We start from the raw sequence: 19,657 nt of genomic DNA, 5'->3' as shown, positions 1-19,657 counted from the left end.
TTTTACGTCTTTTATGCTGTTTTTGCTTTTAATTGCAGGTAATTGGTTTGTTTCACTTCTTCCATCACCACATAAGTGCGGGTGTCGTTTACGCCGGGCAGACGCAGCAAGGTCGTGCCGAGTAATTTGCGGTATGCCGCCATATCGGCAACCCGTGTTTTCAACAGGTAATCAAAATCGCCCGACACCAAATGACACTCCTGAATTTCGTCCAAGCGCTGCACAGCTTGGTTAAACTCTTCGAACACGTCCGGTTTGCCGCGCACAAGCGTAATTTCCACGATAACCAACAAGGCGGAATCCAATAGCTCAGGATTCAATAAGGCACGGTAACCGGTAATAATCCCCTGTTTTTCCAAACGGCGCACCCGCTCCAGACAAGGCGTCGGCGACAAGCCGACTTTTTTGGAAAGATCAATATTGGAAATTTTACCGTTACGTTGTAATTCGTCTAAAATTTTTACATCAATCGCATCGAGTGTTTTGGTTAATTTTTTGGACATGCTTGCTGTTCCGTTCGCCGTGAAAAGGAATGTAATAGATTACCCGATTTTTGTGTTTTTTTATAGCGTTGCTTGCCAACATTGCGCGACATATAACAAAAAAACGAGCGGCACGCATGCTGCTATCAAACGCTATTGGGCCGCCCGTTTACTCATAAAAAATAGCAATTATGGCAATTAACGCCGCAATACCTTGACATTACGGTATCCCAACTGTTGCAGATATAACGCTTGCAGCTTGCTCATCACACCACGGTCGCAATACAGCAAATAGGTTTTTGCGGAATCCAACTCGGCAAAGGCGGTTGCCAGTTTGTAAAACGGAATGGTCAGCAGCGTTATGCCGTCAATCCGCAACGGGTTGTCTTCGCACTCTTCCGCACTGCGCACGTCGATGACGATATCGTTTTCGCCGATCACCTCGGCGGTTTCCACTTCGCTGATCTCTTCGGCGGTTTGTTCGCCGATTTGGCGGATATCCAAATATTGCGCGTTACTGACCGCACTTTCCAAGATGCTGAAATCAAAATGATTTTCTTCGGCTTCGATTTTCTCTTTAACTGCTTTCACCGTCGGATTTTTCGAAATCACGCCGCAGAATTCCGGCATCGATTTGGCAATATCGTCCGTACCGATCTGTTTTGCCAATTCGATAATCTGTTCTTTGTCATGGGTGATCAACGGCCGCAACACCAACGCCTGCGCCGCTTCATCGATCAAACGCAGATTAGTCAAGGTTTGGCTGGAAACTTGCCCCAATGCTTCACCGGTGACAATCGCCTGAATGCCGAAACGCGCCGCCACTTGCGAAGCGGCACGCACCATCATGCGTTTCAACACCACGCCCATTTGCCCGTTATCCACTTTCTCCAGAATCTCCGCCACCACCGGCTCGAAATTGATCGCCACAAACCGCACTTTGTGCGAAGCGCTGTAACGTTGCCAAATGTGATACGCCATCTGTTTCACGCCGATTTCATGCGCCGCACCGCCGAGATTAAAGAAGCAGTAGTGCACCCGTGAGCCGCGACGAATCAGCATATAACTGGATACGCCGGAATCAAAACCGCCGGAAATCAGTGACAACACATCTTCCTGCGTGCCGATCGGATAGCCGCCCAAACCGGCGTGGCGCTGTTTAATCAACATCATATGGTCGTTTTCAATATCGATCCGCACGGTGACATCAGGCTTGGTCAGTTTCACTTTCGCGGATTCAATCTGCTGATTCAAGCCGCCGCCGACATAACGCTCCACGTCCAGCGAGCTGAAATCATGCTTGCCTTTGCGGCGCACCCGCACGCAAAAAGTGCGGTTTTCCAGTTCGTCACGTTTGGCTTGCAGCACTTGTTCAAAAATATCATGCACCGAGCTGAACGGTGTGTCTTCCACTTCCAAAATATGGTGAATGCCCGGCGTGCGTTGCAGATAATCCAACAGCAGTTGCCGCTGAGTCGGATCTTTACTGCGCACTTCAATGTAATCCCAATGGCGCACCACGGCGACGGTTTCATCGTGTTTAGCCAGAATATTGCGGATATTGCCGGTTAAAATTTTGATAAAACGTTTACGCACCGAATCGCTTTTAATCATGATTTCAGGGAATAATTTGATAATAAATTTCATATAAACAGACTGTTTTTGTTGGTTGAGAGAAAATTTAGCGATATTGTACACGAAATTTATAAAAAAACACCGACAACAAATTGAATCTGAAGTACAATATTCGGCTTATAAATAGTGCAGGCTGCAATCAAAAACAGCGTAATTAAAAATAAAAGGAAGCGTGGAATGGATAAAACCGGCGGTGCAAAAAAAACGGATTTTGAATCGACCCTTTCGCAATTGGAAAACATCGTAACCCGTTTGGAATCCGGCGAATTGCCGTTGGAAGAGGCGTTAGGCGAATTTGAAAAAGGGATAAAACTGGCGCAGCAAGGTCAGCAGCGTTTGCAAAAAGCCGAACAGCGGGTGCAGATTTTATTAGAAAAAAGTGCGGTTGCGCCTTTGGCTGATTACGACGAATAATGATGAATTACTGCTTTGCCGATGATTTAACCACCCTGCGCCTACGGGTGAACACCTTTTTGCAGCAACGGTTACAGACGTTCGACAGCACGCCGGCACCGCTTGCCGCTGCCATGCGCTACGGAATTTTGCTGGGCGGCAAACGTTTGCGGCCGTTTTTGGTGTATGCCTGCGGACGAATGCTGCATGCCGATTTACACACGTTGGATTATGCGGCAAGTGCGGTCGAAGCGATCCACAGCTACTCGTTGATCCACGACGATCTGCCGGCAATGGACGACGACACCTTACGGCGCGGACAAAAAACCTGTCATATCGAATTTGACGAAGCCACTGCGATTTTAGCCGGTGATGCACTGCAAGCCTTTGCTTTCGAGTGTTTGAGCGAGGTGCCGAAGATCAGTGCCGAACAGAAAGTAGCGTTGGTTAAAGCGTTAGCCGTCGCCTCCGGCGGCCAAGGCATGTGTTTGGGGCAAAGTTTGGATCTGCTGGCGGAGCAAAGTGCGGTCAGTCTGGATTTTTTGCAGCGGATTCACCGCAATAAAACCGGCGCGCTGATTGCGGCGGCGGTGGAACTGGGCTTTCTTTGCTCACCGCACTTTAAAAACCACGCCCTGAAACAGCACTTAATCCGCTATGCGCAGGCGATTGGCTTGGCGTTTCAGGTGCAGGACGATATTTTGGACATCACTGCCGACAGCAGCACGCTAGGCAAAAACGCCGGCTCCGATTTGGCACTGGACAAAAGCACCTACCCGAAACTATTGGGATTGGACGGCGCAAAACAAAAAGCAGAACAATTGATTGTCGAGGCAAAAGCCGAACTGCAAGATTTAGAGTTTAATACCGAGCCGTTGTTACAACTGGCGGATTATATTGTGCAACGAAATAACTAAAACCGCACTTTGATTATTTAACGATTTATTTTAACTATGCAAAACTACCCGATTTTATCTTTAATCAACACCCCTGACGATCTGCGCTTGCTCAGTCGCGATCAGTTGCCGCAGCTCTGTGACGAATTGCGAGGCTTTCTCTTGGAATCCGTCAGCCGAACCAGCGGCCACTTGGCTTCAGGCTTGGGCACGGTGGAGTTGACCGTTGCCCTGCATTATGTGTATAACACTCCGTTCGATCAGCTGATTTGGGACGTGGGACATCAAGCCTATCCGCATAAAATTTTAACCGGCCGCCGCAAGCAAATGCACACTATTCGCCAAAAGGACGGTTTGCACCCGTTTCCGTGGCGTGAAGAGAGCGAATATGACGTGTTGTCGGTCGGGCACTCCTCCACCTCGATCAGTGCCGGCTTGGGGATTGCGGTGGCGGCGGAAAAAGAGAATGCCGATCGCAAAACCGTTTGCGTTATCGGCGACGGTGCGATCACCGCCGGTATGGCGTTTGAAGCGATGAATCACGCCGGTGCGCTGCATACCGATATGTTGGTGATTTTAAACGATAACGAAATGTCGATTTCAGAAAATGTCGGCGCATTGAACAACCATTTGGCACGCCTGCTGTCCGGCTCGTTCTATTCCTCCATTCGCGAAGGCAGTAAAAAAATTCTGGAAAATCTGCCGCCGATTAAAGAGTTTATGAAAAAAACCGAAGAGCACGTCAAAGGCTTCGTTTCGCCGGGCGGCACACTGTTCGAAGAGCTCGGTTTCAACTATATCGGCCCGATTGACGGGCATAACGTCGATGAATTGGTGTCGACCTTAAAAAATATGCGCAATCTGAAAGGGCCGCAATTTCTGCATATTATGACCAAAAAAGGCAAGGGCTATGCACCGGCGGAAAACGATCCGATCGGTTTTCATGGCGTGCCGAAATTCGATCCGACACTGGGAAAATTACCGAAAAGCAAAGCGGCGATTCCAACTTATTCCAAGATTTTCGGCGACTGGCTATGCGATATTGCGGCACAGGATCCCAAATTGGTCGGAATCACACCGGCGATGCGCGAAGGTTCGGGCATGGTGGCATTTTCCAACCGTTTTCCCGAACAATATTTTGATGTTGCAATCGCCGAACAGCACGCCGTCACCTTTGCCGCCGGTTTGGCGATTGGCGGTTATAAGCCGGTGGTGGCGATCTATTCCACCTTTCTGCAACGGGCTTACGACCAATTGATTCACGATGTGGCGATTCCGAATCTGCCGGTGCTGTTTGCGATTGATCGTGCCGGCATTGTCGGGGCGGACGGGCAAACCCATCAAGGCGCATTCGACATCAGTTTTATGCGCTGCATTCCGAACCTCGTGATTATGACGCCGAGCGACGAAAACGAATGCCGCCAAATGCTGTACACCGGTTATCGTTTGAATGCACCGGCGGCGGTGCGCTATCCGCGCGGTTCGGGCGTCGGTTGTGAATTGCAGCCGTTGGCAGAAATTCCGTTAGGGCAATCAAAGTTAATTCGTCAAGGGCAAAAAATTGCCATTCTGAACTTTGGCACATTATTGCCAAGTGCGGTTGCGGCAGCGGAAGCGTTGAATGCAACGGTGGTGGATATGCGCTTTGTCAAACCGTTGGACAAAGCCTGTCTTGCCGCTGCGGCGCAGGAGTATTCATTACTGGTCAGTCTGGAAGATAACGCCGTACAAGGCGGCGCCGGAAGTGCGGTCGCCGAATATTTAAACGAATTGGCACTACATGAAAAAATCTCAATCCCGCCGCTACTGCAACTGGGCTTTGCCGACGAGTTTATCGCGCAAGGCGAACAGGAGGAAATATTGGCGGAATTACAGTTAAATGCCGAAGGCATTGAACGGCAAATTCGTGCCGTTTTAGGCGGCTAAATCAGTTTTTGTAAGAAAAAGAAAAATTTTTTGCAATTTTTATGAACTTTTTACCCGCCGCTCAGTCTTAGTTAATGCTAGTGCACTGCAACTGCAGTTGTCTTTTTACATTTTACTTATTGTAAGACCTCCCCCGATATTTATTCATTGAATATCGGGTTTTCTTTTTTAGAGAGGCTGCCCGACAAATCAGATAATCAGCTGCAACGCACTGTAGATCAAAAACAGCCCGAAGCCGATAAACACCAAACCGGATAGATTATCAATGTAACGGCTGTAGTTGAGATAGAAAGATTTGACTCGCGGTTGAGAAAAAATGCGGGCGATAATGTAGAAATACAAAAAACTCTCCAGCAAAATCATCACCGCAATCAAACCGATTTGCAGATAATCACTCAGGCTGGCGACCAACAAAGAAAAAATACCGCTGAAATAGATAATCGCTTTGGCATTGGCAAGGTTGACCAAAAATCCTTGCCGCACATTTGCCCACGGCGAGGTGTCTCTGACCGCACTTTTGCCGCTGATTTGCGCCACGCTGATATTCTGCTTCACCCGCAACATCAAACTGCCGAGATAAGTCAAATAACCGCCGCCCAACAGTAAAACCGCACTTTCGATCGGTGGATAAAGTTTGAACAGAATGGCTAATCCGAGCAGGCTTGCACTCAGCCAAATCACCAAACCCAAGATAATCCCCACAATGCCCAACACCGCATTACGTTGATTCTCGGTGATCGCTTTGCGCGCCACAAAGAAAAAATCCGGCCCCGGACTGGCGAGGGCAAACAGATGGATAAAAAACAATTTGATAACGAGGGCAAACATTACAACCCCAGTCTAATCAGGCAGAACAACGCTAACATTGACAATATCGTATAAATTGCCGCCAATAAGTCATCAAGCATGATCCCGAAACCGCTTTTGACATTTTCATCAAAATAGTTAATCGGATAGGGCTTAAAAATATCAAACAAACGAAATACGACAAAGGCTAGGCAGTACCAGAGCCAATTTTGTTGCGGGATGAAAGCCAAAACCAACCAAATGGCGGCGATTTCATCCCAGACAATGGCGCCGTGATCATGCACGCCCATATCTTTGGCTGTTTTTTCACACAGATAAATCCCAAGGACAAAAGCGGAAATCGCCACAACCACTAATGTCAGCGGCGCGATAAATTGCAATAAACCGATCCCAATCAGCCAGCCGGCCAGTGTTCCCCAAGTACCGGGCGCAGGGGAAATTAAGCCGGAGCCGAAGCCCAGCGCCAAAAAATGCACCGGATCACACATGTTCACTTTTGTTAATGCCAGCTTGTTGTCATTCATCTTGCCGTCCTTGTATTCCTGTCTGTCCTCTATGCCTATTCAGGAAAGTGTTCAAAGCCTTTTAAATCGGGTAAAGCCACTTTTTCATTGAAACGTTTTAATCGAATGCTGTTCTTGGTGTTTTGGCCACGAATTTGTCCGATACAGGTATAATCCACGCCAATATGGGTTAATTCCCGCTCCAATCTCGTACAATTTTTATCGGCAACGGTAAAGCACAGCTCATAATCTTCGCCGCCGCTCAATGCCAACTGCTCGGCTTTTTCTTGACCGAATACCTCAAGCAGTTGTGGCGACAACGGTAACTTTTCCAGTTTGATACTGGCGGCAACTTGACTACGCTGCAAAATATGGGACAGATCCGCCAATAACCCGTCGGAAATATCAATCGCGGCACTAGCATAAGGCGCAATGCTTTGCCCGAATAATACGCGCGGCGTTGGACGCAAATGACGTTCAATCAAATATTGTTGCGCCGGAGTTAATTGGTTGACGGCGGCAGGATCAGATTTCTGTTGCGCCATACGTTGTTGCAATAACAGCAATCCGGCGGCGCTGTCACCCAAATTTCCGGTCACATAAATCCAGTCGCCTTTTTCCGCACCGTGACGGCACAACGCTTTATCGCGCGGCAATAATCCATGCGCAGTAATGGAAATAGACAACGGACCTTTGGTGGTATCGCCGCCGATTAAATCCACATTGTAATGATCAAGAATCTCGAAAAAGCTCTGACTGAACTTCGCCAACCAACCGTGGTCTACTTTCGGCAAGGTTAACGCCAAGGAGATCCAAGCCGGTTCGGCGCCCATTGCCGCCAAATCACTTAAATTGACGGCAACGGATTTATACGCTAAATCCGCCGGATCGATACTGTGGAAGAAATGCGTGCCCTCCACCAAAGTATCGGTGGTGATGGCTAAACGTTGATTGGCTTTGATTTCGGTGATTGCACAATCATCACCGATCGCTAAAGAAACATCTTTACGCGGCGATCGGGTTGAAGCATTAAAATATTGACGAATAACATCAAATTCACCACTTTTTTGTCGCTTCACACCCAACCTCCCTACACCCTGCCTGGTTGATAAAACCGCTTATTTACGCTTAAGCGCCGGCGCCAATTTATCCAGTACGCCGTTGATATATTTATGACTTTCTTCCGCACCGAACACTTTTGCCACCTCAATCGCTTCGTTAATCACGACTTTGTACGGCACATCAGGCTGATATTTGAGTTCATAGGCTGCCATCAGCAAGACGGATTTTTCAATCGGATCCAGTTCTCCGGTTGCGCGATCCAAGTGCGGTGCCAAGGTTTGTTCCAAATCGTCGCAATATTCGGCGCTACCTTGCAGTAATTTGCGGAAATACGGCATATCGACGCCTTTCATTTCCTGATCGGTGATGAAAGACAATTCGACTTCGGCAATTTCGTTTTTAGACACCGCCCAAGAATACAACGCTTGCACCGCACACTCTCTGGCGCGGCGACGTGGGGATACTTTACTCATTTTTCACCCTTGTCGACTATGCGTTGTCAATTGCAGTCAGCAAATTGATCATTTCCAATGCCACCAACGCCGCTTCCGCACCTTTATTGCCGGCTTTAGTGCCGGCGCGCTCGATCGCCTGCTCGATGTTTTCGGTGGTTAACACCCCGAAAGCAACCGGAATTTCCGCTTGCATCGCCACCTGTCCCAATCCGCTGCTGGCTTCGCCCGCCACATATTCAAAATGCGCCGTGCCGCCGCGGATAACCGTCCCCAATGCCACAATCGCATCATATTTTTTACTGTCTGCCAAACGGCGGGCGACTAACGGTAACTCATAAGCCCCCGGCGCACGCACCAATGTGATGTTTTCATCTTTGATTTGCCCGATACGTTTTAACGCATCAATCGCGCCTTCCAGCAAACTTTCATTGATAAAGCTGTTAAAACGGGCAATAACCACTGCCACTTTGGCATTTGGCGCAGCCACTGCGCCTTCTAAAATTTTCATATGCTACCTTGTGATAAGAAAAATGTTTATGAATTTCGACGGCGGATTCTATCACATTATTTGCCTTTATTCAGTAGTAAATCCGTTCTTGTTCCGCTTTATTTACCGTCGGCTTTTATTTCTACCGCAAAGTGCCGTTTTTTAGCCAAATCGGCTAATTTCTCTTTTCAATCTATAAACCAAGTGTGGTATTCTTAGCCCCGATTTTATTGATTTCGAGGGGCTGTTTATCTTTTCGCATTGCAAAAGGACGGGAAGATAGGCAGACCCTTTATCTTCTATTATGGCTATGCGGCAGGAGGAAAACAAAGCTAGTGGAAAGCATTGCTAAAGCAAAACCGGTGATTGAGCTGAAATCAATCCGTAAAGAATATGACGGCAAAGCCATCATCAATGATTTTAACCTATCCATCAATCATGGTGAATTTATCACCATTTTGGGACCGTCAGGTTGTGGTAAAACCACCATTCTGCGCCTGATCGCCGGTTTTGAGGAGCTGAATGGCGGACAGATTATTCTGGACGGACAAGATATCAGCCAAGTTCCGGCAGAACAGCGGCCGGTGAACACCGTCTTTCAAAGTTATGCCCTGTTCCCGCACTTGACGATTTTTGAAAACGTCGCTTTCGGTTTGAAAATGCAAAAAGTGCCAAGTAGCGAAATTAAGCCGCGGGTGTTGGAAGCCTTGCGTATGGTGCAACTGGAAGAGTTTGCCGAGCGCAAACCGGCGCAGCTGTCCGGCGGACAACAGCAACGGGTGGCGATTGCCCGCGCGGTGGTGAACAAGCCAAAAGTTTTGTTGCTCGACGAATCCTTGTCGGCGCTGGATTATAATCTGCGTAAACAAATGCAGAACGAACTGAAAGCATTACAACGCAAATTGGGCATCACCTTTATTTTCGTTACCCATGACCAAGAAGAAGCCCTGAGCATGTCGGATCGGATTATTGTATTGCGTTCAGGCAAATTGCAACAAGACGGCACGCCGCGCGAAATTTACGAAGAGCCGAATAACCTGTTTGTGGCGCAATTTATCGGTGAGATCAATATTTTTGACGCTACCGTGATTGAGCGTTTAGACGAGAAACGGGTGAAAGCCAATGTCGAAGGGCGAATTTGTGATATTTACGCCACACAAACCGTCAGCGCAGGCAGCCGGTTAAAAGTGCTGTTGCGGCCGGAAGATTTGCGTTTAGAAGAGGTTAACGAAACCGAAACCGTCAACGGCATTGTCGGTTATGTGCGCGAACGCAACTACAAAGGCATGACGCTGGAATCCACGATTGAGCTGGCAAGCGGCAAAATGGTGCTCATCAGCGAATTCTTTAACGAAGATGATCCCGACGTCGATCACTCGCTAAATCAAAAAGTAGCGATCACTTGGGTTGAAAGCTGGGAAGTGGTATTGGAAGATGAAGATAACAACGCGTAATTTCCAGAATATCACCGTTGCGGTGATATTCGGCTGGCTGATCTTTTTTGTGCTGGTGCCGAACGTTTTGGTGTTGGGAACCAGTTTTTTAACCCGTGATACCAGCAATCTGATCGATTTCACTTTCTCGTTAGACAGCTACAAACGCTTGTTTGATCCGCTGTATGCGCAAGTGATGTGGAACTCGCTATATATGTCGGGTTTGGCGACCATTATCTGTTTGCTGATCGGCTATCCGTTTGCCTTTATGATCGCCAAATTGCCGAGCAAATACCGCCCGATTCTGCTGTTTATGGTGATTCTGCCGTTTTGGACCAACTCGCTGATCCGTATTTACGGTATGAAAATTTTCCTCGGTGTGCGCGGCGTATTAAATAATACCCTGATCTCGCTCGGCATTATTGATTCGCCGATTCGGATTATCAACACCGAAATGGCGGTGATCATCGGGTTGGTATATATCCTGCTGCCGTTTATGATCCTGCCGCTCTACTCGGCAATTGAAAAACTGGACGGACGTTTGCTGGAAGCCGCCAAAGATTTGGGTGCAGGCACGGTGCAGCGTTTCGTGCGGATTATTCTGCCGTTGACCATGCCGGGCATTATCGCCGGTTGCCTGTTGGTATTGCTGCCGGCAATGGGTATGTTCTATGTGGCGGATCTGTTGGGCGGTGCCAAAGTCTTGTTGGTCGGTAATGTGATTAAAAGCGAATTTTTGGTTTCACGCAACTGGCCGTTCGGCTCGGCGATCAGTATCGGTCTGACGATTTTGATGGCGTTACTGCTGTATATTTACTACCGTGCAGGTAAATTGTTGAACAAAAAACCGGAGTTGGAATAATGGGTCGTTTACTACGCAGCGCATTTATGTTTGTGGTATATGCCTATTTGTATATACCGATTATTATCTTGATCGTCAATTCGTTCAATGCGGATCGCTACGGGTTAAGCTGGAAAGGTTTTAGTTGGAGCTGGTACGAGCGCCTGTTCAACAATGATACCCTGATTCAGGCGGCAATCCACTCGGTAACGATTGCGTTCTTCGCGGCGACGTTGGCGACCGTAATCGGCGGACTGACCGCTATCGCCCTCTATCGCTACACCTTCAAAGGCAAAAAATTCGTCGGTGGCATGTTGTTTATCGTAATGATGTCGCCGGATATCGTGATGGCAGTTTCGTTATTGGCATTGTTTATGATGTTCAGTATCAAACTGGGCTTTGCCTCGCTGTTGTTGGCACATATCACCTTCTGTTTGCCGTATGTGGTGGTGACCATTCTTTCCCGTTTGAAAGGCTTCGATGTCAAAATGTTGGAAGCGGCGAAAGATCTGGGCGCAAGCGAACTGACGATTTTAGGCAAAATCATTCTGCCGTTGGCACTGCCGGCAATCGTTTCCGGCTGGCTGCTCAGCTTCACCATCTCCCTTGATGACGTGGTGGTGTCCTCATTCGTCACCGGTGTGAGTTATGAAGTGTTACCGTTGAAGATCTTCTCGATGGTGAAAACCGGTGTCACACCGGAAGTCAACGCATTGGCAACCATTATGATTCTGCTCTCCTTGTTGTTAGTCACCTTAAGTCTGTTTATCGGACGCAAAAATAAATAATGTTTAATTGCCTGTATCTCGCTTGAAATACAGGCATTTTTTTACACTGTTTCTTGCCCGATAGCGTCCGATGAAAATCAAATGGGCACTTTACCCTCAATTAAAAACCGTTAAATAATAAACAAGCTGACGCGCAACAGCATAAAAATTAACAATTAGTTGATTAATCTCACAAAAAAAGGCTTCTGCGCAAGATCTTTTGTACGTTATGACATATAGTAACGACAATTCACGGCGTGTTATTTATGGAGGATTACTCATGCCTAACCACTATCATTCCAACTTGCATATCTCTGAAAAAGTGCGGTCTGCCTGTGCCAAATTACCGAATCAAGAGCTGGCAAAGACCATTCTCACCATTCTGACCGAACAGCGTTTTGTCGGGCGCTTACCGCACTTTACCGTGCAACACCTCTGCAATAAATTCAAGTTAACCGCACGAGAGCTGTCAATTGCCCTGCTGCCGATTGCGGCGGCTTATTCCCTTGCCCCGATTTCCCGTTTTTACGTCGGTGCGATTGCCATCGGCAGCAGCGGGAATTTTTATTTCGGTGCCAATATGGAATTTGTCGATACCGGCATGCAACAAACCATTCATGCGGAACAGAGCGCCATCAGCCATGCTTGGATGCAGGGCGAAACCAGTGTTAACGAAATTTCCGTCAATTATGCCCCCTGCGGACACTGCCGCCAATTTATGAATGAATTGGACAGCGCAGAGAAATTGGTGATCAACTTGCCGCAAAGTAGCAATAATCCGTTACACAGCTATCTGCCTAACCACTTCGGCCCGAAAGATCTGAATGTCAGCGAATTACTGCTTGCCCCCCGTCATCACGGCTTGAGCCTGCTCAATACCGATGACTTATTGATTGATACCGCACTTGAAGCGATCAATATCAGCCATGCGCCGTACAGCCACGCCTACGCCGGTGCCGCACTGGAGACCGAAGATCATTTCTATTTTATCGGCAGCTATGCGGAAAATGCCGCCTTTAACCCGAGCTTACCGGCATTACAAGTCGCGATTAACAACCTGATTCTGAATGGTTTTGAGCTGCAAAACATCAAAAGAGCGGTTTTAATTGAGAAAAAAGCCAACATCAGCCAAAAAGTGATGGCAAAGCAGTTGTTGGCAACATTATGCAAACTCCCGTTGCAATATATTGCCATTGAATAACATCGCACAAAAAACCGCTTTGCCGTCACGGGCGGCAAAGCGGTTTGCTGACTAACCTAATTCGGCAATCAATTCCGGACGCTTATCCAGTAATGTCAATAAAGCCGCCGCCGCGCCACTGGGTTTGCGTTGTCCTTGTTCCCAAGAGCGTAACGTATTAACTGAAATACCCAACTTCTCTGCAAATTTTTGCTGAGTCAGCCCTGCTCGGTTTCGGGTATGCACAATCGGAGAAACGGCAATATTGGTTATTCTTCCGCGCTTACCTTCTCGCATCTCGCCAATTGCTTTTCTCAATTCAGCAGCCTGAGCCGCCAATTCAGGCTCATCAATGATAAGTGCTTTTACAATATCATCTATATCCATCTCTTTCATATTCATCATTTACCCCCTTAATATTTTAGAAAATGTTTTTATTAACACATTCTCAATAATCGTATACATACCCCACCAGTTAATACATTGTATTATACAAATATCCGATAGTATAGCTACGCCGCACAAACTGTCATTGATACGGTTTTTTTATTTCGATCCCGATCGCAATTTAAAAAATATTGCTACAAAAAAACCTCTTTGCCGTCACGGGCAAAGAGGCTGGTTTTTTAACATGGTCGGTGTGTGATTATGCTTGGCGCTTTAATTTAATTATCTGATAAACATTCACCGCCGTGATAAACACATTCAGCAACACCACCGGCATCGAAGCGATCAACGCACCGTACACAATATATAAAACGGCACCGATGGAATTCACGATTCGCAGGTGCAGAATAGAACTTAACAAAAACGAACCGGCAACAAATGCCGTTGCAATATAACCCAAAATTTCAATTGACATAATGATTCACTTATAAAAATAATGATAAGGGTATCACAACCCTTTTACGATGATTTATCCCATCAAAAGCCCTGTTTTTAGGGAAGCGCGAAGAATAGCAAATCCGGTGGGTTTTAAAAAGGCCTTTCCTTCTTTTGCAGCATAAAACGTTGAAAACTTTGCGTCTGATCACATTTTGTCCCGTGTCTTAACTCTCTCGTTTAACCGCACTTTCAGCCTTGACAAAAATCCGCCTTGACGAAAAATAGCCGCTTACCCAAAGAGCGGTAAGCGGCTATGGCATATCAAATCACAGTCAAATCCAATCTACTCTTCGTCGTCTTTTTCCCAAGCCAGTGCGCGTTTTACCGCTTTCTTCCAGCCTTTATAACGACGGGCACGTTTCTCTTCGCAGCCGTCCGGAGTAAACGTGCGTTCGATACTGGCTTTATCTTTCAGCTCTTCCAGATCTTTCCAGAAACTGGTCGCCAGCCCTGCCAAGTACGCTGCGCCCAGTGCGGTCACTTCTTTCACTTGCGGACGTTCTACATCGGCATTCAGAATATCTGCTTGGAATTGCATTAAGAAGTTATTCGCCGTTGCGCCGCCGTCCACCCGCAGTTTTTTCAACGTATCCCCGGAATCGGACTGCATTGCTTCCAATACGTCACGGGTTTGGTAGGCGATCGATTCTAAGGTTGCACGCACGATGTGGTTGCGGTTGGCGCCGCGCGATAAGCCCATAATCGCCCCGCGCGCATACGGATCCCAATAAGGCGCGCCCAAACCGGTAAAGGCCGGCACGACATACACGCCGTTACAATCCGACACTTTTTGCGCAAAATATTCGGAGTCATAGCTGTCATGTACGATTTTCAATTCGTCACGCAGCCACTGGATCGACGCGCCGCCCATAAAGATCGAACCTTCCAAGGCATAACATGGCGAACCGTCGGCTTTACAACCAATCGTGGTCAACAAGCCGTTTTGTGAACGCACCGCTTTGTCGCCGGTATTCATCAATAAGAAGCAGCCGGTACCATAGGTGTTTTTCGCCATTCCGGCATTGACACATAAATGGCCGTAAAGTGCGGCTTGCTGATCGCCGGCAATGCCTGCGACCGGAATCCGCACCCCACCTTGGCCACCGATATTAGTTTGTCCGTAAACTTCAGAGGATTTTTTCACCTCCGGCAACATCGAGCGCGGAATGCCTAAAATTTCCAGCATTTTCTCGTCCCATTGCATGGTATGGATATTAAACAGCATGGTGCGCGACGCATTGGTATAATCGGTGACATGGGCACGCCCTTGGGTCAGTTTCCATACCAGCCAGGTATCCACTGTACCGAATAACAATTCGCCTTTTTCCGCTTTTTCGCGCGCACCGTCAACATTGTCCAAAATCCATTTAACTTTAGTGCCGGAAAAATACGGGTCAACCACCAATCCGGTTGTCGCTTTGATATATTCTTCATGTCCGTCCGCTTTCAGCTGCTCGCAAATATCGGCAGTACGGCGGCATTGCCACACGATTGCATTATAAACCGGCTTGCCGCTCTCTTTTTCCCACACAATCGTGGTTTCGCGTTGGTTGGTAATCCCAATCGCCGCGATGCTGTCCGGTTTGATCCCTGCCATTGCCACCGCTTCGTTTAAAGTAGAGCTTTGCGTCGCCCAAATTTCCATCGGGTTATGCTCCACCCAGCCGGCTTGCGGATAAATTTGCGTGAATTCCCGCTGTGCCACGCTGACCACATTGGCATCATGATCCAAAATGAGCGCACGAGAGCTGGTTGTTCCTTGATCCAGCGCGATAATGTATTTTTTGTCAGACATAATCATCTCCTTTTACTTTAATTAGTCAATTTGGCAAGTATTGCAAGGTAAGTTTTTATTAATCAGTCTTTGATAGGAATAAGCCCCGATCAGCGCCCCGACAATCGGTGCCAGAATTGGTACGATAACATAAGGAATTTGCTGTCCGCCGGTTAACGCGACATCGCCCCAACCTGCCAAATAAGCAAAGAATTTCGGTCCGAAATCACGCGCCGGATTCATGGCAAATCCGGTCAACGGCCCCATAGCGCCACCGATAACCGCGATTAAAATCCCGATTAACAAAGGTGCTAAAGGCCCTCTCGGCAAGCCGTTACCATCATCGGTTAAGGCTAAAATCAACGCCATCAGAACAGCGGTGATCACCATTTCTACCGCAAATGCCTGTGTCAGCCCCAACGCCGGATGCGGATAGGTCGAGAATGTTCCGGCTAAGCTCAGACTTTCTTGGCTGCCGCGCACAATGTTGTTAACGGTTTCGAATTCGATAAATAAGTTACGATATAAGAAATAGACCAGCGCCGCGGCACAAAATGCACCGGCAACTTGCGACAGAATATAAGGCAAAACTTTTTTACCGTCAAAGCAGGCAAATTTCCACAAGGCAATGGTAACCGCCGGATTCAAATGCGCTCCGGAAACGCCCGCCGTGGCATAAACCGCCAAGGCAACCCCCATTCCCCACATGATGCTGATTTCCCATTGTCCGAAACCGGCACCGGCGACTTTCAAGGCAGCCACGCAGCCCACCCCGAAGAAGATTAATAACCCCGTTCCCAAGAACTCGCCGATACAAGCGGCTTTAAGTGACTTTTCCATTCGAATCTCTCCATGTCATTAGTAAAACAACCATTAAAACGAACATATAAATTTTCCTTTTAGAAAATTTAGAGGTAATTTATCGAATATTGTTACTTTTAGAAAGGGTATTATTATCAGATTGTGATAACCATCAAACTATTTATTTACTATCACTATGAATTAATTAAAAATAATAACCAAGAGTTATTGTTGAAACTGACAGAAACCATTATTTCAATAACGAAAATAAAAATATATTTATCTTGCAATAAAAATCCCCTCTCCATGCGTAAGCCGAAGAGGGGAACAAGCAGCTTGGTTTGGCTTAACCACCGGCCAATTTAACCGTATAGCCTTTTTGTGTTAATAACTGTTTTAATAATTCGCGGTTTTCGCCTTGGATTTCAATCGTTCCGTTTTTTACCGAACCGCCGCAGCCACAGCGCTTTTTAAGCTCGGAGGCGATTTTTTCCAATTCGGCACTTGGCAAAGCCAAGCCGGTGATCACGGAAACCCCCTTGCCTTTACGACCGCTAACCTGACGCTGAATCCGCACGATACCGTCGCCTTTTGCTACAACTTCCTGCGGTTTTTCTGCCTTAATCCGACCGCCGTCGGTGGAATACACTAAAGGATTATTCGACATTTTCAACCTTAGGCAATTGCGGCATTAATGCTTTTTAACACGCCCACCGGATCTTCCGCCAAGGTGATCGGACGCCCGACCACCAGATAATCCGAACCGGCTTCGATGGCTTCTTTCGGGCTCATTACACGGCGCTGATCACCGAATTCCGATCCTTCAGGGCGAATGCCCGGAGTAATCAATTTGAAATCTTTACCGCAGTTGGCACGCAAAATCTCGACTTCTTGCGGCGAACATACCACTCCGTCCAATCCGGCACGCTGGCTCAAACGCGCCAAGCGAATCACCTGCTCCATCGGCGAAGCATTCAACCCGATTTGCAGTAAATCCACATCTTCCATGCTGGTCAACACCGTGATAGAAATCAGAATCGGCGCCTCTTTGCCATACGGCTCAAGGATTTTTTTCGCCGTTTCCATCATACGCAAACCGCCGCTGGCATGCACATCAACCATCCACACGCCCAAATCCGCCGCCGAGCGCACCGCTCTTGCCACCGTGTTCGGAATATCATGGAATTTCAGATCCAGAAACACATCGAAGCCACGGCCATGCAGCCGTTTAACAAAATCTGTACCCAATGTGGTGAACATTTCCTTGCCGACTTTTAAGCGACACAAGCTCGGATCAATTTGATCCACCAAGCTCAAGGCTTGCCGTTCCGTTTCATAATCGAGTGCAACAATAACTTTACTGTCCATACTGTTTCCTTTTTAACTGAGATAATATAAAAATCGAGGTGCTATTTTAACAATGTCTTTTATTTTTCATATCTAACCAAGCTCTTTGAAGCGGATGATTTACTGATACTGCCCGTCCACTGGCTTAATCGTTTCCCACTTATTGCACGACGGGCAATTCCATACCAAACGGTGGCTGCGGTAGCCGCAGTGGGAACAGCGGTACGAAAAACTTTGCCCGATTTTATTCTCCACCAGTTGTTGCAAGCGCACCAAACTCTCTTTGGCTCGCCCATTTTCGGCTTCATCAATATCGTATTGGATCAAACGGTTGAAAATATCCATACTGGGAATATCGTTCAGTTGCTGATATAAATTGGCCTGTGCCACCGCCGAACCGCTCTTTTTATCAATTAACTCCGCCAGAGCCAATTCAATCGCGCCACTTTTATAGTGCTGTTTGGCCTTGATCAAAAATAACTCATAGTCATTCTCTTCTTGCAGTTGCTGATAGCACCATTTCAAGTGCGGTAAGACTTCGGACAAAAATGCCGGATTTTGTTGCAACACATTTTGGAAATGCGTTATCGCGCTGTGGAATTCTTGTTCGCGCATATACAGGTAGGCCAATTCAATCGAAGCTCTGACACAATTTTTTGATACTTCTAAGGCACGATTTAACAGCGCCTTGCTCTCTTTGCTCGATAACTCTTCAGTCGCGATATATTCACAGTAATAATGTGCCAATTCGGTATTATTTTCTTTTGGAAAGACTTTTTGCCGCTTTTCGGTGACATCTATCGCTTTTTTCCATTCTTTGGTTTTCTGATAGATTTTTGCCAGTTGTTTCAAGGCATTATTGGCGAATTCCGGTTCATCGACCAGACTGATATAAATATTTTCCGCCCGATCCAAAAAACCGACTTTCATATAATCAAATGAAAGTTGCTGCTTCGCCAATAACTTCTGATCAAAACTGAAATTCGGATCTTCGACTAAATTTTGGTGGATACGAATCGCACGATCCACTTCGCCGCGCGAGCGGAAAAGATTGCCGAGGGTTAACGAGGCTTCAAATTGCGAGTCGCTGTGAATGTCATTTTCATTTTCCTGTTTTTGCAGCATATCCAAAAACAGATCAACCGCCTTTTCCTGTTGGTTAGAAAGCAAAAAATTTACTCCGGTGACATAATCACGGGACAACTTGTTGCTGACTTCGTCCTGCCCTTTTTTGGCATTACGATAGCCCATATACCAGCCGTAAAGCGCGGCAACGGGCAATAACAGGAAAAGTAATTCAAGCATTTGTCTTAAACGCTTTTATCACGGCTTAAGGTAAGCTCGCTGATTTGTTGGGTTTGGCGCTTGATTTGACGGTTCAAACGCATATTTTTGACTTTCAGGCGCAAAACGAAAAAAGCGCAGATAACCCATCCTAACAGCAACCCTAGACCAAATAAAATCGCGGCAAGTGAGGACAATTGCAATTCACTTTTGGCGATAATGTAGTTAAAGGAAATCACCTGATCATTATCGGCGCCAATGGTAATGGCGACAATCGCAATAGCCAAGACGATGACAAAGCCTAAAATGTATTTAATCATTCTATTCTCCTGAATTTTATAGCGAATAGCACCTATTATGCCAAAAATCATATCAAGCATATAGATAAATCAGCGATTTATTTCCGTTTAATCGCAAAAGTGCGGTTCGCTGAATGACAGGCAATAACAATCCGCACGTGAAACGTGCGGTTTTTCGGCTACCCTATAAGGGCCTAGTACTTCACATGCCCCTCAAGGGGCATGTGAAAAGACTGACAACTGCACAATAACTCTGTGGCTTACCCCTTAAAGGGGTCCACATATTCTTTCTTCGATAAATTATCTTGAATCATGTCTTCTTTTTCCTGATTCCTGATATATTCCTCTACCACTTTTGTATTTAAACCCACTGTACTTACATAATAACCCTTTGCCCAAA

The 19,657-nt window shown here is 47.0% G+C and carries 22 protein-coding genes and 1 pseudogene; 7 read left to right on the top strand and 16 right to left on the bottom strand.

Annotated features, from left to right (window positions below; genetic code table 11):
• Positions 1 to 11 precede the first annotated feature (11 nt).
• Positions 12 to 503: a leucine-responsive transcriptional regulator Lrp gene (gene lrp / locus B8880_RS03685; RefSeq protein ID WP_084256071.1), complete on the bottom strand. Its 492-nt coding sequence runs from the start codon at positions 501 to 503 to the stop codon at positions 12 to 14.
• Positions 504 to 680: 177 nt separating this feature from the next.
• The gene (thiI, locus tag B8880_RS03680) at positions 681 to 2,129 is read right to left on the bottom strand and encodes a tRNA uracil 4-sulfurtransferase ThiI (RefSeq protein ID WP_084256070.1); all 1,449 of its coding nucleotides are present in this window, start codon (positions 2,127 to 2,129) and stop codon (positions 681 to 683) included.
• A gap of 165 nt (positions 2,130 to 2,294) precedes the next feature.
• Here thiI and xseB point away from each other — a divergent pair, with 165 nt between their 5' ends.
• The 3 genes from xseB to dxs are packed head-to-tail and all read left to right on the top strand — an operon-like array spanning position 2,295 to position 5,332.
• Positions 2,295 to 2,531, top strand: coding sequence for an exodeoxyribonuclease VII small subunit (gene xseB / locus B8880_RS03675; protein WP_084256069.1), 237 nt, complete (start codon positions 2,295 to 2,297; stop codon positions 2,529 to 2,531).
• A gap of 2 nt (positions 2,532 to 2,533) precedes the next feature.
• Positions 2,534 to 3,427 (top strand): (2E,6E)-farnesyl diphosphate synthase, encoded by an 894-nt coding sequence (ispA, locus tag B8880_RS03670; protein ID WP_084256068.1) that lies wholly within the window; start codon positions 2,534 to 2,536, stop codon positions 3,425 to 3,427.
• A gap of 36 nt (positions 3,428 to 3,463) precedes the next feature.
• Positions 3,464 to 5,332, top strand: a complete 1,869-nt coding sequence (gene dxs, locus B8880_RS03665) for a 1-deoxy-D-xylulose-5-phosphate synthase (protein ID WP_084256067.1) — start codon at positions 3,464 to 3,466, stop codon at positions 5,330 to 5,332.
• A gap of 189 nt (positions 5,333 to 5,521) precedes the next feature.
• On the opposite strand, the gene B8880_RS03660 is transcribed toward dxs, so the two are convergent.
• From B8880_RS03660 to ribH, 5 genes are read right to left on the bottom strand one after another with little or no spacing between them, the layout of a single operon-like run.
• On the bottom strand, positions 5,522 to 6,160 hold the full coding sequence (locus tag B8880_RS03660) for a LysE family transporter (RefSeq protein WP_084256066.1): 639 nt from the start codon (positions 6,158 to 6,160) through the stop codon (positions 5,522 to 5,524).
• Positions 6,160 to 6,663 carry a phosphatidylglycerophosphatase A family protein gene (locus B8880_RS03655; RefSeq protein ID WP_084256065.1) on the bottom strand — a complete coding sequence of 168 codons (504 nt, stop codon included), beginning with the start codon at positions 6,661 to 6,663 and terminating at the stop codon, positions 6,160 to 6,162. The genes B8880_RS03660 and B8880_RS03655 overlap by 1 nt, the downstream gene beginning before the upstream one ends.
• Positions 6,664 to 6,698: 35 nt before the next feature.
• The gene (thiL, locus tag B8880_RS03650) at positions 6,699 to 7,721 is read right to left on the bottom strand and encodes a thiamine-phosphate kinase (RefSeq protein ID WP_084256064.1); all 1,023 of its coding nucleotides are present in this window, start codon (positions 7,719 to 7,721) and stop codon (positions 6,699 to 6,701) included.
• Between the two features lie 39 nt (positions 7,722 to 7,760).
• Entirely contained in the window at positions 7,761 to 8,177 is a 417-nt protein-coding gene (gene nusB, locus B8880_RS03645) for a transcription antitermination factor NusB (RefSeq protein WP_084256063.1), read from the bottom strand.
• A 16-nt stretch (positions 8,178 to 8,193) separates the two neighbouring features.
• The gene (ribH, locus tag B8880_RS03640) at positions 8,194 to 8,667 is read right to left on the bottom strand and encodes a 6,7-dimethyl-8-ribityllumazine synthase (RefSeq protein ID WP_084256062.1); all 474 of its coding nucleotides are present in this window, start codon (positions 8,665 to 8,667) and stop codon (positions 8,194 to 8,196) included.
• 314 nt (positions 8,668 to 8,981) lie between these two features.
• Here ribH and potA point away from each other — a divergent pair, with 314 nt between their 5' ends.
• The 4 genes from potA (at position 8,982) to cdd (ending at position 12,888) form a co-directional block, all read left to right on the top strand.
• Positions 8,982 to 10,100: a spermidine/putrescine ABC transporter ATP-binding protein PotA gene (potA, locus tag B8880_RS03635; RefSeq protein WP_084256061.1), complete on the top strand. Its 1,119-nt coding sequence runs from the start codon at positions 8,982 to 8,984 to the stop codon at positions 10,098 to 10,100.
• Positions 10,081 to 10,941, top strand: coding sequence for a spermidine/putrescine ABC transporter permease PotB (gene potB, locus B8880_RS03630; RefSeq protein ID WP_084256060.1), 861 nt, complete (start codon positions 10,081 to 10,083; stop codon positions 10,939 to 10,941). Before potA ends, potB begins: the two co-directional genes overlap by 20 nt.
• On the top strand, positions 10,941 to 11,708 hold the full coding sequence (gene potC, locus B8880_RS03625; RefSeq protein ID WP_084256059.1) for a spermidine/putrescine ABC transporter permease PotC: 768 nt from the start codon (positions 10,941 to 10,943) through the stop codon (positions 11,706 to 11,708). Before potB ends, potC begins: the two co-directional genes overlap by 1 nt.
• A gap of 259 nt (positions 11,709 to 11,967) precedes the next feature.
• Positions 11,968 to 12,888: a cytidine deaminase gene (gene cdd, locus B8880_RS03620; RefSeq protein WP_084256058.1), complete on the top strand. Its 921-nt coding sequence runs from the start codon at positions 11,968 to 11,970 to the stop codon at positions 12,886 to 12,888.
• 51 nt (positions 12,889 to 12,939) lie between these two features.
• Here the strand turns inward: cdd and B8880_RS03615 are convergent, their stop codons facing one another.
• From B8880_RS03615 to B8880_RS03575, 9 genes and pseudogenes are all read right to left on the bottom strand, one after another.
• Complete coding sequence (locus B8880_RS03615) at positions 12,940 to 13,272, bottom strand: helix-turn-helix domain-containing protein (protein ID WP_084256057.1); 333 nt, start codon at positions 13,270 to 13,272, stop codon at positions 12,940 to 12,942.
• A gap of 241 nt (positions 13,273 to 13,513) precedes the next feature.
• Positions 13,514 to 13,729, bottom strand: a complete 216-nt coding sequence (locus B8880_RS03610) for a YgjV family protein (protein WP_084256056.1) — start codon at positions 13,727 to 13,729, stop codon at positions 13,514 to 13,516.
• A gap of 306 nt (positions 13,730 to 14,035) precedes the next feature.
• Positions 14,036 to 15,547, bottom strand: coding sequence for a glycerol kinase GlpK (gene glpK / locus B8880_RS03605; protein WP_084256055.1), 1,512 nt, complete (start codon positions 15,545 to 15,547; stop codon positions 14,036 to 14,038).
• A gap of 21 nt (positions 15,548 to 15,568) precedes the next feature.
• Positions 15,569 to 16,366, bottom strand: coding sequence for an MIP/aquaporin family protein (locus tag B8880_RS03600; protein WP_084256054.1), 798 nt, complete (start codon positions 16,364 to 16,366; stop codon positions 15,569 to 15,571).
• A 307-nt stretch (positions 16,367 to 16,673) separates the two neighbouring features.
• Positions 16,674 to 16,994 carry a stress response translation initiation inhibitor YciH gene (gene yciH, locus B8880_RS03595; RefSeq protein WP_084256053.1) on the bottom strand — a complete coding sequence of 107 codons (321 nt, stop codon included), beginning with the start codon at positions 16,992 to 16,994 and terminating at the stop codon, positions 16,674 to 16,676.
• An 8-nt stretch (positions 16,995 to 17,002) separates the two neighbouring features.
• On the bottom strand, positions 17,003 to 17,695 hold the full coding sequence (gene pyrF / locus B8880_RS03590; RefSeq protein WP_084256052.1) for an orotidine-5'-phosphate decarboxylase: 693 nt from the start codon (positions 17,693 to 17,695) through the stop codon (positions 17,003 to 17,005).
• Between the two features lie 99 nt (positions 17,696 to 17,794).
• Entirely contained in the window at positions 17,795 to 18,979 is a 1,185-nt protein-coding gene (gene lapB, locus B8880_RS03585; RefSeq protein ID WP_084256051.1) for a lipopolysaccharide assembly protein LapB, read from the bottom strand.
• Between the two features lie 5 nt (positions 18,980 to 18,984).
• Entirely contained in the window at positions 18,985 to 19,278 is a 294-nt protein-coding gene (locus tag B8880_RS03580; RefSeq protein ID WP_084256050.1) for a LapA family protein, read from the bottom strand.
• A 239-nt stretch (positions 19,279 to 19,517) separates the two neighbouring features.
• Positions 19,518 to 19,657 (bottom strand): annotated as a pseudogene (locus B8880_RS03575) (IS200/IS605 family transposase); the annotation flags it as partial.

This window comes from Pasteurella testudinis DSM 23072 (genome assembly GCF_900176075.1).
Taxonomy (GTDB): domain Bacteria; phylum Pseudomonadota; class Gammaproteobacteria; order Enterobacterales; family Pasteurellaceae; genus Chelonobacter; species Chelonobacter testudinis.
Note: the sequence above shows the minus strand (reverse complement) of the source record. Positions and strands in the feature narration are given on the sequence as shown.

Bases quoted from the DNA above. Each gene is read 5' to 3' on its own strand.
- pyrF (WP_084256052.1), bottom strand. From the start codon at position 17,695: ATGGACAGTAAAGTTATTGTTGCACTCGATTATGAAACGGAACGGCAA.
- cdd (WP_084256058.1), top strand. From the start codon at position 11,968: ATGCCTAACCACTATCATTCCAACTTGCATATCTCTGAAAAAGTGCGG.
- lapB (WP_084256051.1), bottom strand. From the start codon at position 18,979: ATGCTTGAATTACTTTTCCTGTTATTGCCCGTTGCCGCGCTTTACGGC.
- B8880_RS03580 (WP_084256050.1), bottom strand. From the start codon at position 19,278: ATGATTAAATACATTTTAGGCTTTGTCATCGTCTTGGCTATTGCGATT.
- glpK (WP_084256055.1), bottom strand. From the start codon at position 15,547: ATGTCTGACAAAAAATACATTATCGCGCTGGATCAAGGAACAACCAGC.
- nusB (WP_084256063.1), bottom strand. From the start codon at position 8,177: ATGAGTAAAGTATCCCCACGTCGCCGCGCCAGAGAGTGTGCGGTGCAA.
- lrp (WP_084256071.1), bottom strand. From the start codon at position 503: ATGTCCAAAAAATTAACCAAAACACTCGATGCGATTGATGTAAAAATT.
- B8880_RS03655 (WP_084256065.1), bottom strand. From the start codon at position 6,663: ATGAATGACAACAAGCTGGCATTAACAAAAGTGAACATGTGTGATCCG.
- B8880_RS03660 (WP_084256066.1), bottom strand. From the start codon at position 6,160: ATGTTTGCCCTCGTTATCAAATTGTTTTTTATCCATCTGTTTGCCCTC.
- dxs (WP_084256067.1), top strand. From the start codon at position 3,464: ATGCAAAACTACCCGATTTTATCTTTAATCAACACCCCTGACGATCTG.
- B8880_RS03600 (WP_084256054.1), bottom strand. From the start codon at position 16,366: ATGGAAAAGTCACTTAAAGCCGCTTGTATCGGCGAGTTCTTGGGAACG.
- ribH (WP_084256062.1), bottom strand. From the start codon at position 8,667: ATGAAAATTTTAGAAGGCGCAGTGGCTGCGCCAAATGCCAAAGTGGCA.
- thiI (WP_084256070.1), bottom strand. From the start codon at position 2,129: ATGAAATTTATTATCAAATTATTCCCTGAAATCATGATTAAAAGCGAT.
- B8880_RS03610 (WP_084256056.1), bottom strand. From the start codon at position 13,729: ATGTCAATTGAAATTTTGGGTTATATTGCAACGGCATTTGTTGCCGGT.
- yciH (WP_084256053.1), bottom strand. From the start codon at position 16,994: ATGTCGAATAATCCTTTAGTGTATTCCACCGACGGCGGTCGGATTAAG.
- ispA (WP_084256068.1), top strand. From the start codon at position 2,534: ATGAATTACTGCTTTGCCGATGATTTAACCACCCTGCGCCTACGGGTG.
- potC (WP_084256059.1), top strand. From the start codon at position 10,941: ATGGGTCGTTTACTACGCAGCGCATTTATGTTTGTGGTATATGCCTAT.
- B8880_RS03615 (WP_084256057.1), bottom strand. From the start codon at position 13,272: ATGATGAATATGAAAGAGATGGATATAGATGATATTGTAAAAGCACTT.
- potB (WP_084256060.1), top strand. From the start codon at position 10,081: ATGAAGATAACAACGCGTAATTTCCAGAATATCACCGTTGCGGTGATA.
- xseB (WP_084256069.1), top strand. From the start codon at position 2,295: ATGGATAAAACCGGCGGTGCAAAAAAAACGGATTTTGAATCGACCCTT.